Below are 15,530 nucleotides of genomic sequence, written 5' to 3'. Positions count from 1 at the left end.
GGAAGTTAGGAAACTATGGAGTTAAAAAAGGAATCAAAAAGATTAGGCAAACGCTTGCATAAAATTTTAAAAAGCGCTATCATAGACTACAGATTATTAAAATAATGAGGTAAGAAGATGCAAGAAAAATGGTGGCACAATGCCGTAGTCTATCAAGTTTATCCTAAGAGCTTTATGGATAGCAACGGAGATGGAATTGGCGATTTGCCAGGAATTACCAGTAAGATAGACTATCTAGCCAAGTTAGGAATTACAGCGATTTGGCTTTCTCCTGTTTATGACAGTCCGATGGATGATAATGGATATGATATTGCTGATTATCAAGCGATTGCGGCTATTTTCGGGACCATGGAAGATATGGACCAACTGATTGCAGAAGCTAAGAAACGTGATATTCGTATCATCATGGACTTGGTGGTCAATCATACCTCAGATGAACATGCTTGGTTTATCGAGGCTTGTGAAAATCCTGATAGCCCTGAGAGAGACTACTATATCTGGCGGGATGAGCCCAATGATTTGGAGTCTATCTTTAGTGGGTCTGCTTGGGAATACGATGAAAAATCAGATCAATATTATCTCCACTTTTTCAGCAAGAAACAGCCGGATCTCAACTGGGAGAATGAAAAACTTCGCCAGAAAATCTATGAGATGATGAACTTTTGGATTGATAAAGGTATTGGTGGTTTCCGCATGGATGTCATTGACATGATTGGGAAAATTCCTGACGAGAAGGTAGTTAATAATGGTCCTATGCTCCATCCCTATCTCAAGGAAATGAATCAGGCGACCTTTGGAGATAAGAATCTCTTGACAGTAGGAGAGACCTGGGGAGCAACGCCCGAGATTGCTAAGCTCTACTCGGATCCAAAGGGACAAGAATTGTCTATGGTTTTCCAGTTTGAACATATTGGTCTTCAGTATCAGGAAGGGCAGCCTAAATGGCACTATCAAAAAGAACTGAATATTGCTAAGTTAAAAGAAATTTTCAATAAATGGCAGACAGAATTAGGAGTTGAGAATGGCTGGAATTCGCTCTTCTGGAACAATCATGACCTTCCTCGTATCGTCTCTATCTGGGGGAATGACCAAGAATACCGCGAAAAATCTGCCAAAGCCTTTGCAATCTTACTTCATCTCATGAGAGGAACTCCTTATATTTACCAAGGTGAGGAGATTGGCATGACCAACTATCCGTTTGAAACACTGGACCAAGTAGAAGATATTGAATCCCTCAACTATGCGCGTGAAGCTCTTGAAAAAGGTGTTCCGATGGAAGAAATCATGGACAGTATCCGTGTCATTGGACGTGACAATGCCCGTACTCCAATGCAATGGGATGAGAGCAAAAACGCTGGTTTCTCGACAGGTCAGCCTTGGTTGGCAGTCAACCCAAACTATCAAGCAATCAACGTTCAAGAAGCACTGGCAAATCCAGATTCTATTTTTTATACTTATCAGAAACTGGTTCAAATCCGCAAAGAGAATAGCTGGCTGATTCGAGCTGATTTTAAATTGCTTGATACGGTTGATAAGGTCTTTGCCTATATCCGTAAAGATGGAGACCGTCGTTTCCTAGTTGTGGCCAACTTGTCCAATGAAGAGCAAGACTTGACCGTAGAAGGAAGTGTTAAGTCGGTCTTGATTGAAAACACCGTGGCTCAAGAAGTTTTTGAAAAACAAATCTTGGCTCCATGGGATGCTTTCTGTGTGGAATTACTATAAACATTTTTTACAGAAAAATCTAAAAATGAAATCGTATAAAAACAAGGGAGGACTGTATGAAAGGCAGAAATCCTTTGTTTTTTTATGGCTAAGATTTATAAACTTTCATTCTAAAAATTCAATTAACTTTACAAATTTCCACTATTTTGGTAAAATAAATCTATGTTATAAAAACTAACATAAAGGAGAAAGAAGATGAATACAAAAAAGCGTGTCCTTAGTGCAGGCCTGACTTTTGCGGCTGCTTTGCTTTTAGCCGCTTGCGGACAATCAGGTTCAGATACAAAGACTTACTCATCAACCTTTAGTGGAAATCCAACTACATTTAACTATTTGTTAGACTACTACGCTGATAATACAGCTATTATTACTAACCTAGTTGATGGTTTGCTTGAAAATGACAACCACGGAAACCTAGTTCCGTCTTTGGCAGAAGACTGGTCTGTTTCAAGCGACGGTCTGACTTATACCTACAAATTGAGAAAAGATGCCAAATGGTTCACGGCTGACGGTGAAGAGTACGCGCCAGTCAAGGCACAAGATTTTGTGACAGGGATTAAGTATGCAGTGGACAATAAATCACAGGCCATTGACTTGATACAAAACTCGATTAAGGGCTTGAATGATTATATTACAGGAGCGGATTCTGACTTTTCTAAGGTTGGAGTGAAAGCCATTGACGACCAGACTGTTGAGTATACTTTGGCACGTCCAGAGCCTTACTGGAATTCAAAAACAACCAACAGTATTCTTTTCCCAGTGAATGAAGAGTTTCTAAACTCAAAAGGGAAAGATTTTGGTACCCTATCTCCAGATAGCATTCTCTACAGTGGACCTTATTTGTTAAAAGATTTCACATCAAAATCATCAATCGAGTATGTGAAAAATCCGCATTACTACGATCATGATAAAGTATCAATTGAACATGTGAAATTAGCTTATTTTGATGGTTCAGACCAAGAATTGACTATCCGTAACTTTGAAAGTGGAGCTTATTCTATCGCTGGGGTTTATCCAAATAGTTCTAACTTTGCTAAGACCAAGGAGAAATATAAGGATAATATCGTCTATAGCTTGCAGGACAAGACTTCTTGGTATTTCAATTTCAACGTCAACCGTAAGGCCTACAATCACACTGCTAAAACGACAGATGAGCAGAAGAAGTCAACTGAGACAGCTGTCTTGAACAAAAACTTCCGCCAAGCAGTGAACTTTGCCTTGGACCGCACAGCCTATTCTGCTCAGTCAAATGGGGAAGAAGCGGCTAGCAAGACCCTTCGTAACACCCTGGTACCTCCTACATTTGTCCAAGTTGGAGACAAGACCTTTGGAGAAGTAGTTGCTTCTAAATTGGTCAACTATGGCACAGAATGGTCAGATATTAACTTGGCAGATGCTCAGGATGCCTATTTCAACAAAGAAAAAGCCCAAGCAAAATTTGCGGAAGCTAAAAAAGAATTGGCAAGTCAAGGTGTGACTTTCCCAATTCACTTGGATGTGGCTGTTGATCAAACAAGTAAAAATGCTGTGACAGGAATGAACTCAGTTAAGCAGACACTTGAATCAGTTTTGGGTGCTGATAACATTGTCATTGATGTTCAGCAACTTTCAACAGATGATTTTAATAACGTAGCCTTCTTGGCACCAACACCAGCTGATCGTGACTATGATTTGAACTTTGATGGTTGGGTAGGTGACTACCAAGATCCATCAACTTATCTCAATCCTTTCAATGCAGAGGATGGGTTCTACCTCAAGATTTTTGGTCTAGATGCTCAAGAAGATAAAGCTAAGATTGCTAGCTTGGGGCTTGATACTTACACCAAGATGCTCAAAGATGCAGATAGTGAAAATAAAGATGTAGCCAAACGATATGAAAAATATGCTGAAGCACAGGCTTGGATGATTGACAATTCTCTGATTATGTCAGCCATGTCAAGTGGTGGTACAGCATCTGTAACCAAAGTAACGCCATTTACAAGAGGGTATTCACTGGTCGGCATCAAGGGCGACGGCAATAACTACAAGTACATGAAACTGCAAAAAGATACTGTGACAACCAAGCAGTATGAAGAAGCTAAGACTAAATGGGAGCAAGAAAGCAAAAAAGCAATCGAAAAAGCTCAAAAAGAAGCAGAAAATCATGTTAAATAAAGATGAGCGAGGTTCCGTAAGGGACCTTGTTTTAATATTCATATAGTAAATTTATAGATGTAATTGTTTGCAAGTCAAAAAGAATGTTTCGGAAAGAAGATGAAAACGCCTTACCTAAGCGGATTTACCCCACAAGTGTATTTTTTTATGATATAATAAAATGAAATAAAAATTGATAATAGAGGTATATCGTGAGTAGATCTTCGAAGCGAGCTCGTCAGGGTAAAACAAAAATAGTGATTAGTTGGGGGTTGCTAGCTATCTATGCAGTACTAGCAGTCTTTTTATTGTTTTTGATTTTTAAATACAATATGCTAGCCTTCCGACATCTCAATATAGTGCTCACCGTCTTAATTGTAGCCTTAGCCATCTTGTGCTTCTTTTTAATTCGGTCTAAGAAAGTTCAAAATCTAACGCTGATTTTATTACTACTTGGTGTGTTAATCAATGGAACTTCCCTCTTTGCTGTAAGTCAGTTTATTGGCTTTACCAGTCGTTTGAATGCAACATCGAATTACTCAAATTATTCGATGAGTATTGCGGTGTTAGCAGATAGTCCAATTGATAATATCAGTCAGGTAACCAGTGTGATGGGACCGACTGGGACGGATAAGGATAATATCCAACAGTTGATGAATGATTTGAAAGCTAGTCAAAACAAGGAATTGCCAGTCGAAGAAAGTAGTTCTTATCTTGCGGCCTATAAGAGCTTGTTAGCTGGAGATACAAAGGCAATCCTTCTAAACAGTGTCTTTGAAAATATTATCGAATCAGAATATCCAGACTATGCTTCAAAGATTAAGAAAATCTATACCAAAGAATTAACCAAGAAGGTTGAAACTCCAAAGGATGTCAAAGGTAACAGTTTCAACGTTTATATCAGCGGAATTGATACTTACGGTCCAATCAGTTCAGTTTCTCGTTCGGACGTCAATATCATTATGACAGTGAATCGTGAAACTAAAAAGATTCTCTTGACAACAACACCTCGTGATTCATATGTTCCAATTGCAGATGGTGGCAACAACCAAAAGGATAAGTTGACCCATGCGGGGATTTATGGGGTCGATGCTTCCATTAATACACTGGAAAATCTCTACGGTATTGACTTGAACTATTATGCTCGTTTGAATTTCACCTCTTTCTTGAAATTGATTGATTTACTTGGTGGAGTTGATGTCTATAATGACCAAGAATTTACAGCTCATACAAATGGGAAGTTCTATCCCGTAGGAAATGTTCATCTTGATTCGGAGCAAGCTTTAGGATTTGTGCGTGAGCGCTATTCTCTGTCTGATGGAGATCGGGATCGTGGCCGTAACCAGCAAAAAGTTATCGTCGCTATTTTGCAAAAGTTAACTTCGACAGAAGCTTTGAAAAATTATGACAGTATTATTAAGGGTCTACAAGATTCCTTGCAAACCAATATGCCACTCGAAACCATGATGAACTTGGTCAATACCCAACTTGAGAGTGGTGGAACGTATAAGATCAATTCGCAAGATCTTAAAGGGACAGGGCGGATGGATTTACCATCCTATGCCATGCCTGATAGTAACCTCTACATGATGGAGATAAGTGATAGCAGTTTAGAGTCAGTCAAGGCTGCCATCAATGATGTGATGGAAGGGAAATAAAGCAAAATGATTGATATTCATTCGCATATTGTATTTGGTGTGGATGATGGTCCGAAAACTAAGCAAGAAAGCAAGGCACTTTTGACAGAAGCCTATAGGCAAGGGGTAAAGACTATTGTGTCGACATCGCATAGACGAAAAGGAATGTTTGAAACTCCTGAGGAGACGATAGAGGCAAACTTCCAAGAAGTTAAGGAGCTAGCCAAGGAAGTGGCTCCAGACTTGACCATTCTCTATGGAGCAGAGATTTATTATACCCACGATGTGCTTGAAAAGTTAGAGAAGCAGGTGATTCCAAGTCTTAATGGGACACGCTATGCTCTTATTGAGTTTAGTATGGCTACCCCTTACAGGGAAATTCATACTGCTTTAATAAACCTTCTCATGCTTGGGATAACGCCTGTAGTTGCTCATATTGAACGCTACCACGAGTTAGAAAATAATGAAAAACGGGTAAAAGAATTGATTGATATGGGGTGCTATACTCAAATCAATAGTTCCAGTATTTTAAAACCAAAGTTATTTGGGGATAAATATAAATTTATGAAGAAACGAGCTCGCTATTTCCTAGAGCGTGATTTGGTACATTTTGTTGCTAGCGATATGCATAATCTAGACCAAAGACCACCTTATATGAAAGAAGCCTATGAGCTTGTCTCAAAACAGTACGGTGAAAGTAAGGCGAGAGAATTATTTATCGAAAATCCTCGCATCATCTTAGCTGATCAAATTATTTAGGAGTTGACATGAAAGAAAATAAAGAAATCTCAATTGATGTTGTTCACTTATTTAAAATCCTTTGGAAGAAGAAAATCGCTATCATTATGACTGCGATTGTAGCAGCTGTGCTTGCATTTGGTGTAAGTAGTTTTGTATTGAAGCCGGAATATGCTAGTACAACGCGTATCTATGTTGTTAGTCGTAATCAGTCTGAAAATACAGGTTTGACTAACCAGGATTTACAAGCCGGTAGCTATCTAGTAAAAGACTATAAGGAAATTATCCTTTCTCAAGATGTACTAGAGAAAGTCATTTCAAATCTTAAATTAGAAAAATCAGTCAAGGGATTAAGCAGTAAAATTAAAGTGTCGGTACCTGTGGATACTCGTATTGTATCAATCGTGGTAACAGATGCCCAACCGGAAGAAGCTAGCCGTATCGCAAATGCGCTTCGTGAAGTGGCCGCTGAAAAAATCATTAAGGTAACTCGCGTATCAGATGTAACAACACTAGAAGAAGCACGACCAGCCCTGACGCCTTCATCACCTAATATTCGTCGCAATACTATGCTTGCCTTCTTAGCAGGTGGAGCATTGATGGTTGTTTCAATCTTATTGCTTGAATTATTGGATGATCGTGTCAAACGACCAGAAGATATTGAAGAAGTCATGCAGGTTGCACTTTTAGGAATTGTTCCAGATTTGAATAAATTAAAGTAGGGGAGAAAATATGCCAACATTAGAAATTTCGTTGAAACGTATTGATTTTATAAAAAAAGCAGAAGAACATTACAATGCTTTGCGAACCAATATTCAATTGAGTGGTGATAATCTGAAAGTTCTGGCTATCTCATCTGTTAAACCAGGCGAAGGGAAATCGACGACATCGACAAATATTGCTTGGTCATTTGCAAGAGCTGGGTATAAGACTTTGCTAGTTGATGCAGATGTTCGTAACTCAGTTATGTCAGGAATATTCAAATCGAGAGATAAAATCACTGGCTTGACAGATTATCTATCTGGGGCGACAGATTTATCACAAGGTCTTTGTGATACCAATGTTGAAAATTTATTTGTTATTCAGGCTGGACCAGTATCTCCTAATCCAACAGCTCTTTTGCAAAGTGAAAATTTTCATACCATGATTGATACTCTTCGTAAATATTTTGACTACGTCATTGTAGATACGGCACCGATTGGGGTGGTTATTGACGCTGCTATCATTGCACAGCAATGTGATGCTTCTATCTTGGTAACGGCAGCTGGTGAGACAAAACGTCGTGATGTTTTAAAAGCTAAAGAACAATTGGAACAGACAGGGGTACCTTTCGTAGGTGTTGTTCTAAATAAATTTAACACAGAAGTTGAAAAATATGGAGCTTATGGCGGATATGGAGCCTATGGTTCCTATGGAAATTATGGGAAGAAATAATTAATTAAAAATGTATTTGATTTTTAAAAATACTTTAGACAGATTTTTGGCATTTTTCCTTTTTATTACCTTAATAATCATACCGATTATTCCGATAACAATTCTGGCTATTTGGATAGAAGATCCAGGAGATGTTTTCTTTTTACAAGATAGGGTTGGTTTAAATGGCAAGAAATTTAAAGTAATAAAGTTTCGAAGTATGTATAGGGATGCTGATAAGATAATAAAAGAAAATATTAATAGTGGTAAAACTGATCGTCTAAATTTTAAAGAACATTCTCAAAGTATGACTACAAAAGTCGGTAAAGTGATACGCAAACTTTCAATTGATGAACTGCCTCAATTGTTGAATATTATAAAAGGCGATATGGCTATAGTGGGACCTCGTCCACTACAACAATTTGAGATTACTCATCATATTCTTACCCATAGAGAAATGGATAATACTTTAAAAATGTCTAAAAGATTGTCTGTGAAACCTGGCTTGCTTTGTTATTGGCAAGTAACGCCAAATAAGAATGATATGCCATTTGGAGACAGAATGGATCTCGATTTATTATATATTGATAATGTATCTTTCAAGACTGATTTCTTGCTTATTTTGAAGGGATTTTTTACAGTTTTAATGGGTAATAATAATTAACATGAAGAATATAAAAATATTAGTAGCAACACATAAAAAATATAAAATGCCTGCTGATACAAGTGTATATCTACCGATTCACGTAGGATGTGAAGGAAAGGAAGACTTAGGCTTTCAAGGTGATAATTCTGGAGAAAACATTTCAACCTTAAATCCTTACTATTGTGAACTTACAGGTCTCTATTGGGCTTGGAGAAACTTAGACTGTGACTATCTTGGTTTAGTACATTATCGTCGTTATTTTACTAAAATAACGAAAAGATACAATGAATCAATAAATATTGATGATGTAATCTTAAATAGATATGAAATTGAGGAACTATTAGAGAACTCAGAAGTTATCGTTCCCAAAAGAAGAAAATATTATATTGAAACTCTCTATTCTCATTACGACCATACATTTGATGGTACCCACTTGGATTTAGCTAGAACAATAATTGAAATGAAAAGTCCAGAATATCTTCCAAGTTTTGAAAAGGTAATGAAGCAAAGAAGTGGCTATATGTTTAATATGTTCATTATGAAAAAAGAACTAGCTGATGATTATTTCACTTGGCTATTTCCTATTTTGGATAGTATGCATGAAAGTATGGATTTGTCAGGTTTAACTGATTTTGAGGCAAGATTATTTGGAAGAGTAAGTGAGCTACTATTTAATGTGTGGTTAGATAAAAATAATCTAAAGATGAAGGAAATTCCTTTTATGTACATGGATAAGGTTAACTTATTTAAAAAAGGGATGTCCTTTTTAATGGCGAAGTTTTTTGGAAAAAAATATGGACAGAGTTTTTAGTTGATGAAAGTAACAATTGTAGGACAAATAAAGAATAGACAAACCGGTCTTGGAAAAGCTATTAATGATTTTCAAGATTATTGTGAGAAGGAAGCAGAAAAGGTGATGTCGATTGACATTACAGATAATAAAAAATTTTTTTATTATGTCTATCTTATTTTAAAAGCAAATACAGATGTTTTCTATTTTACACCATCTGGATCTGTTGGAGGAAATATTCGAGATTCTATTTATTTACTTCTGATGATTTTAAAACGTAAGAAAATTGTAACTCATTTTCATAATAGTGCGTTTGGTAAAGTGGCAAATAAAAATAAAATTTTGAGAATTATTAATAAAACTATTTATCAACGTGTTGATAAAATTATCATACTAGGTCATAAATCCAAGAGAATGTTTGAGTCGTTAATGATTCCAAATGAAAAATTTGAAATTATCCGAAATGGGATTGATGAAAATTTGTTTATATCTAAAGAAGATTTAGAAACAAAACAAAAATCTAAGCCAATAAATATTATTTATTTCAGCAATATGCTAAAGGAAAAAGGCTATGACCTTGTGCTAGAACTGGCCACATACATGCAAAGTAATCCTAACTATCATTTTTACTTTTCAGGAAAGTTTTTTGATGTCACACTCGAAAATGAATTCAAACATAGAATATCTACAATGGGAAACGTGACTTACTTTAATGGTGTATATGGAGAAGAAAAAAAACATCTTCTAAAAAAAATGCATTATTTTATCTTACCTTCCAAAGATGAGGCTTTACCAATTAGTATGTTAGAGGCTATGGCAAATGCTTTGTATATTATAGTTAGTGATGTTGGAGTTGTTTCGGAAGTTGTGAATGATGATACGAGTCACTTATTACATTCTATTAATGAAAAAACTAAATTTGAAATAGAAGAGATACTTTTAACTACGACTTCTAAAATTGAAAATATAGATTATAAAGTCGAGAAACTCCGTACTTTGTTTTCCAATAAGAAAATTCAAAAGGAAATATTTAATCTCTTAAATACTCTATAAGTTAGGGGGGAATATGTATAAAATATTAGTTTGTGGTTTAACTTCTAATCTTGGAGGGATCGAGAAAGTTATACTAAATTTTTATCAGGCTATGGACAAAGAAAGATTTGCACTAGATTTTATTTGTTTAGGAAATGAAAAAATTGGCTTCCATCAAGAATTTGAAAGTAGTGCTAATAGAAAAATTAATTATATATTTTTACCCAAACCATCTGATAATCCATTTGTATTTAGAAAACAATTAGATATTTTCTTTAATGAACATGCCGATGAATATGATGCAATTTGGGTAAATTTATGTCAGTTATCAAATATAGAGTATTTGAAATTAGCAAAAAAACACGGTATAAAAAAAAGAATCATTCATTCTCATAACGGTAATGATGATTTCAAGGGAATAAAGCAAATTTTACATAAAATCAATCGTAAATTGATTGAAAATTACGCAACTGATTTTTGGGCTTGTAGTGATGAAGCTAGTAACTGGTTTTACCCACCGAAGACAAGAAAAAATGTTAAATTTATTCACAATGCAATAAAAGTTGATGAGTTTATATTTGATAAATCTAAGAGAGAATTATTAAGAGAAGAACTTGGTATAAATCAGGACGAAATAGTGATTGGACATATTGGAAGAATCAGCTTCCAGAAAAATCAAGAATTCATTTTATCGGTATTTACTCTTTTGCACGAAAGGTTAACTAACTTAAGGTTAGTATTAATTGGTGGTGGAGCAGATCATGAATTAAGAGAGTTTGTAGAAGCAAATGGTCTTAGAGATAAAGTAATATTTTTGGGATTGAGGAATAATATTAAAGATTATTACTCTTTGTTTGATGTCTTTTTCTTTCCTTCAAGGTATGAAGGACTCCCAGTGACTCTTTTAGAAGCGCAAGCAAATGGTCTTCCAATTTTAGCTTCAGATGTTATCAGTAAACAATCAAAAATTAATAAGAATCTATTATTTTATTCTCTAGATTTGCCTCCTGAAAATTGGAGTAATAAATTAGAAGAAATAATAAAAGAAAGTAAAAGAATAGACCCTAAAATTATTTTCGATAATTTTAGACAAAAAGGATTTGAAATTACTTCGGAAGCAAGAATAGTAGAAGAGTTGTTTGAAAAATAGATTAAAATGGTAGTATTTAAAAATCGAATTGAGGGAAAGAATGAGTGATAAATTATTAAGTGTTATTGTTCCTACATATAATATTGGGCAATATATTGATAAATGCATTGAGTCGTTTAAACAGGTAGATAAAAAATATTACTCAACTTTTGAAGTGATTGTTGTTAATGATGGTAGTACGGATAACTCACTTCAGATTGTTGAAGGATTGATTGCAGATACTCAATTAGATATAAGAGTTATTACTAAAGCAAATGGTGGACATGGTTCAACTATTAATGTTGGTATAAATGAAGCTACGGGCAAATTTTTCAAAGTGATTGATGGTGATGATTGGATAGATGTGTCAAACTTTGAAATTTTTATTAAAAAACTTGAAAAAGTAGATGTAGATTTAGTAATTACAGACTATACAGAACAACATATTTATAACCAAACTGAAAAAAAGATTACTTTTTCAGATGAATTGGAAATAAATAAAGTGTATAGTGGATTACCGAGTAAAAGAATTCCTATGCATGCTGTTACTTTCAAAACAGAATTGTTAAAAGAAAATAAAATTGCAATAAGCGAAAATACATTTTATGTCGATATGGAATATACATTATTACCTCTACAGTATGTAGGAAATTTTATATATTTTGATTTAGATATTTATCAGTATTTTTTAGGCAGACCGGATCAGAGCATGAATTTAAATGTAATGAGAGCAAAATCGGAACATCATTTAAGAGTAACTAAAAAGATATTGGACTACTATAATATGATTCGATTTAATAAAGCATTAGAGCCAGTCGTAAATGAGGGTGTAACCTATTTAATTAATAAACAATGTCAACTATTTATAATGAATGACAGTGTAGAAAATATCTATGAACTATTTAAGTATGGACATAACTGTAACTATAAATGGAAGTTTGATGCAACGAAAAAAACAGTTTCTCTTATTCATATTAATTTTAGATTAAACAATTTATTTGATTTTATCGTAACTCCACTAATCAACAGACAACAAAAAGAATGGAGTGAGAGGAATGAATATTAGTGTTATTGTTCCTGTTTATAATGTCGAAGAGTACTTACATTATGCAGTAGAAAGCTTGGCGAAACAAACTTATAAAGATTTTGAAGTTATATTAGTAAATGACGGTTCAACTGATAATTCAGGAAGATTGTGTGATGAATATGAAAAACAGTATGATTGGATTCGTGTGTACCATAAAGAAAATGGGGGACTGTCAGATGCTAGGAATTATGGAGTTTCCCGTGCAACAGGGGATTGGATTTTTTTCTTAGATCCAGATGATTATATAGAATCATTTACATTAGAATTGTTAATAAGATTACAAAGAACTTACAATGTAAATTTAATTTCCACTAAAGTTCAATCCACAAATAGTTATGAAATATATAATGAATTGAATGCAAATGATTTTGATATAACAAAAATAAAAAAGCTCTCTAAAGATGAAGCTCTTTCATTAATGTTAGAGAATAAAATCGATACTGTATCAGCATGTGCTAAATTATATCGTAAAACAATTCTTGAAAAGAAACCATTTCCTATTGGAAAAATTTATGAAGATTTTTTTGTTATCGCAGAACATCTTCGCTTAGCAGAAGATATTATTATTTATCCAGTTGTAACCTACCATTATTATAATAGACCAGGTAGTATCGTTCGTTCCAATTTTACTGCAAAGCAATATGATTTTTTTGATGCAGGAGAGTTTAATAGAGGTGTTATTCAGGAATATTATCAAAATAAAAATTTAGAAAAAATTTTGAATTTAAAGATTGTAACAGGCTCTTTCTCAATTGCAGAACTAGCAGCAAGAAATAAAAAATCAGAATTAAAAAATATAGTAAAAAAAATACAGCCCTTTTACTGGGGAATAATTTTTAATTCTAAGACATCAATAAAATTAAAATTGAAATATAGCTTACTGATATGTAGTCCAGCAATATACTATCAGGTAAAACATTTAATGAGAAAGGAGTAGAAGGTGTTTTTAGTTTTAGTAATCTTTTTTGGAATTTTTCTTTTATTTCCAATAATAACAACTCCTTTTTTATTAATTCCAGTAGTATATCGTTTTAAATATAGTAAATATTATTTGTGGTTATTTATTTTCGGCCTTTCTTTAATTGCACTAAGATATATCCCATTTTTTACAGATGATGGAGCCTATCATTATAAGGCGGCTTATTTATTTCAGTTTTATGATAATATTTTTGATTGGTTTGGAAACTTGATGTCTAAAAATATTCCGACGGAAGAGTATGGCTATTATAATTATCCCTTATTTGCCTTATTGTTGTATATATTCAGTAAGACAGGAACCTATTCACTAGTTAGTTTTACAGTCATTTTGATTGTTTATTTCTTGTATACTAAGATAATATATGACATTTATCAGAAATATAATATCTCAAAATTTTTATTTTTATTAGCTTTATTAACAATGCTTGCAATCGTAAATGTTCGTTTTACAACTAGTGGTATGAGATATAGTTTGGCAGTTTCCATTTTAGTTTTCTTATTTTACAAAGAAATTGATAATGGATTCAAATTAAATAAATCTGTATTCTATTATTTATTGCCAATATTCATTCATTCTAGTGCACTAATATTTGTAGCGTTTAGATTTATATTTCCTTGGTTAAAAGATGCGAATTTTTTCAAAAAAATAATGGTTTTATTTTCTTTGCCAATTTTTGCGCTTCTATCTCCAGTGTTACAACTCTTCAATCTTGATTATCTATCATTTTTATTAGAGAAATTTGATTCTTATCAAAAAACAGAAATATTTATAAAATTATTCAGTACATCTGATTTAATCAATGTATATTTGGGTGTTATTATTTCTTTATTATATATTTTTTTCTATCATACGATATTTCGTTTTCAGAAGAATCTTAATCTGAAACTTTATTTCTCTTTTGTCTTGTATATTTGTTTACTAACTTTATCAGTACTTCCATTTTTAACAATACTAGATCGTTTTATTTGGTTTGTATATCCATTAGTAAGTATTTCAATGGTTTTATATATTGCTTATGATAAAACTTATGTTGAAAGAGCACAGAGTATTAGAAAGAATTATTTGCCATTTTTTATTGTATTAACCCTATGTTTTATTGGTGGGGTTATCGGAAATAGGAAATTTTTAGATTTTCTAAGATTTGTAGATTTTACTACAATGGAAATCCTTACTAAGAATGTATTTGAGTATTTTTCTGATTTACATCATTTTTCTTTGAGTGAAGTTTTAAGACGATAAATATAATTTTATCAAAATAATAGGAGTTATATGAAACAAGCTTATTTAATCATAGCACATAATAAAATAGAGCAGTTAAAATTTTTGATTTCACTATTAGATTATGAGAAACATGATTTTTATATTTTATTTGATCAAAAAGCAATGATTACTGAAAAACAAAAAAATGAAATAAGTAAAAAAGTAACGAAATCAAACATATTCTTCACAAGGGAAATACCAATTTATTGGGGAGATTATTCTTTAGTTGAAGCAGAGATAGAACTTTTTGAAACCGCAAATAAACAAGAAAATTACAGTATGTATCATTTGTTATCGGGAGTAGATTTACCTTTAGATACTGCAGAAAATATATATAACTTTTTTGATAGCAGAAAAGAATATAATTTTTTAACGATGGTTTCTGATGAATTATATATTCGAAATAAAGTCTATGAGCGTGTAGCATTTAAAACAATGTTTCCCCAGTTAACATCAAGAACTGTAAGTAATAATTTTTTACGCTTGGTATTAAATGTTTATAGAAAGTTTGAAGTTGAACTGCAAAGAATTTTTAAAATTGATTGCTTCAAAAAGTTTAATTTAGAATTGAAATATGCTTCTAATTGGTGTTCTCTTAACAATAATGCTGTAGATATACTACTAGAAGAAAAGAAATTGATTGCTAGCATTTTTAAAAATAGCAAAGTAAATGATGAATTATTCATTCCTACCATTTTACAGAAACATCAGTTATTGGATTCAGTTTATTCGATAGAACCTACAAATGATAAGCCTACTGATTTTCAAGGTAATCTCCGTTATATAAATTGGTGGGATGGAAGCCCACATACTTGGACAAGTTCTTCTCACGATATTGAACAATTAAAGTTTGGGAAAAAACAAGGTCATCTTTTTTCGAGAAAGTTTGATTTAGAAAAATATCCAGAAATGACAGAATTGATAGAAAAGATTATTCATATGAAAGTTGAGGAACTTTAAT

At 33.1% G+C, this 15,530-nt stretch carries 14 protein-coding genes; all 14 read left to right on the top strand.

Annotated elements, in window-relative coordinates:
- The first annotated feature begins 117 nt into the window (after positions 1-117).
- The 14 genes from N8L39_RS04000 to N8L39_RS03935 all read left to right on the top strand — a co-directional run bounded on the left by N8L39_RS04000 (position 118) and on the right by N8L39_RS03935 (position 15,529).
- Positions 118-1,725, top strand: a complete 1,608-nt coding sequence (locus tag N8L39_RS04000; RefSeq protein ID WP_261010234.1) for a glycoside hydrolase family 13 protein — start codon at positions 118-120, stop codon at positions 1,723-1,725.
- A gap of 195 nt (positions 1,726-1,920) precedes the next feature.
- Positions 1,921-3,879 carry a peptide ABC transporter substrate-binding protein gene (locus tag N8L39_RS03995; protein ID WP_261010235.1) on the top strand — a complete coding sequence of 653 codons (1,959 nt, stop codon included), beginning with the start codon at positions 1,921-1,923 and terminating at the stop codon, positions 3,877-3,879.
- A gap of 191 nt (positions 3,880-4,070) precedes the next feature.
- Entirely contained in the window at positions 4,071-5,516 is a 1,446-nt protein-coding gene (gene cpsA, locus N8L39_RS03990) for an LCP family glycopolymer transferase CpsA (protein WP_261010236.1), read from the top strand.
- Between the two features lie 6 nt (positions 5,517-5,522).
- Positions 5,523-6,254, top strand: a complete 732-nt coding sequence (gene cps4B, locus N8L39_RS03985) for a capsular polysaccharide biosynthesis protein Cps4B (protein WP_261010237.1) — start codon at positions 5,523-5,525, stop codon at positions 6,252-6,254.
- Between the two features lie 8 nt (positions 6,255-6,262).
- Positions 6,263-6,955 (top strand): Wzz/FepE/Etk N-terminal domain-containing protein, encoded by a 693-nt coding sequence (locus N8L39_RS03980; RefSeq protein WP_261010238.1) that lies wholly within the window; start codon positions 6,263-6,265, stop codon positions 6,953-6,955.
- Between the two features lie 10 nt (positions 6,956-6,965).
- Positions 6,966-7,667, top strand: coding sequence for a tyrosine-protein kinase (locus N8L39_RS03975; protein WP_261010239.1), 702 nt, complete (start codon positions 6,966-6,968; stop codon positions 7,665-7,667).
- Between the two features lie 10 nt (positions 7,668-7,677).
- A complete protein-coding gene (locus tag N8L39_RS03970; protein WP_261010240.1) occupies positions 7,678-8,310 on the top strand; it encodes a sugar transferase in 633 nt (210 codons plus the stop codon).
- Position 8,311: 1 nt separating this feature from the next.
- Positions 8,312-9,103: a DUF4422 domain-containing protein gene (locus N8L39_RS03965; protein WP_261010241.1), complete on the top strand. Its 792-nt coding sequence runs from the start codon at positions 8,312-8,314 to the stop codon at positions 9,101-9,103.
- A 3-nt stretch (positions 9,104-9,106) separates the two neighbouring features.
- Complete coding sequence (locus N8L39_RS03960) at positions 9,107-10,135, top strand: glycosyltransferase family 4 protein (protein WP_261010242.1); 1,029 nt, start codon at positions 9,107-9,109, stop codon at positions 10,133-10,135.
- Between the two features lie 13 nt (positions 10,136-10,148).
- Positions 10,149-11,264, top strand: a complete 1,116-nt coding sequence (locus N8L39_RS03955) for a glycosyltransferase (RefSeq protein ID WP_261010243.1) — start codon at positions 10,149-10,151, stop codon at positions 11,262-11,264.
- A gap of 40 nt (positions 11,265-11,304) precedes the next feature.
- Positions 11,305-12,309 carry a glycosyltransferase gene (locus N8L39_RS03950; protein WP_261010244.1) on the top strand — a complete coding sequence of 335 codons (1,005 nt, stop codon included), beginning with the start codon at positions 11,305-11,307 and terminating at the stop codon, positions 12,307-12,309.
- Positions 12,299-13,267 carry a glycosyltransferase family 2 protein gene (locus N8L39_RS03945; protein WP_261010245.1) on the top strand — a complete coding sequence of 323 codons (969 nt, stop codon included), beginning with the start codon at positions 12,299-12,301 and terminating at the stop codon, positions 13,265-13,267. Before N8L39_RS03950 ends, N8L39_RS03945 begins: the two co-directional genes overlap by 11 nt.
- 3 nt (positions 13,268-13,270) lie before the next feature.
- Positions 13,271-14,548: an EpsG family protein gene (locus N8L39_RS03940; protein ID WP_261010246.1), complete on the top strand. Its 1,278-nt coding sequence runs from the start codon at positions 13,271-13,273 to the stop codon at positions 14,546-14,548.
- A 30-nt stretch (positions 14,549-14,578) separates the two neighbouring features.
- Entirely contained in the window at positions 14,579-15,529 is a 951-nt protein-coding gene (locus N8L39_RS03935; RefSeq protein WP_261010247.1) for a beta-1,6-N-acetylglucosaminyltransferase, read from the top strand.
- The last annotated feature ends 1 nt before the right edge of the window (position 15,530 follow it).

The sequence above is a fragment of the Streptococcus mitis genome, from assembly GCF_946190285.1.
GTDB lineage: Bacteria > Bacillota > Bacilli > Lactobacillales > Streptococcaceae > Streptococcus > Streptococcus mitis_CP.
Note: the sequence above shows the minus strand (reverse complement) of the source record. Positions and strands in the feature narration are given on the sequence as shown.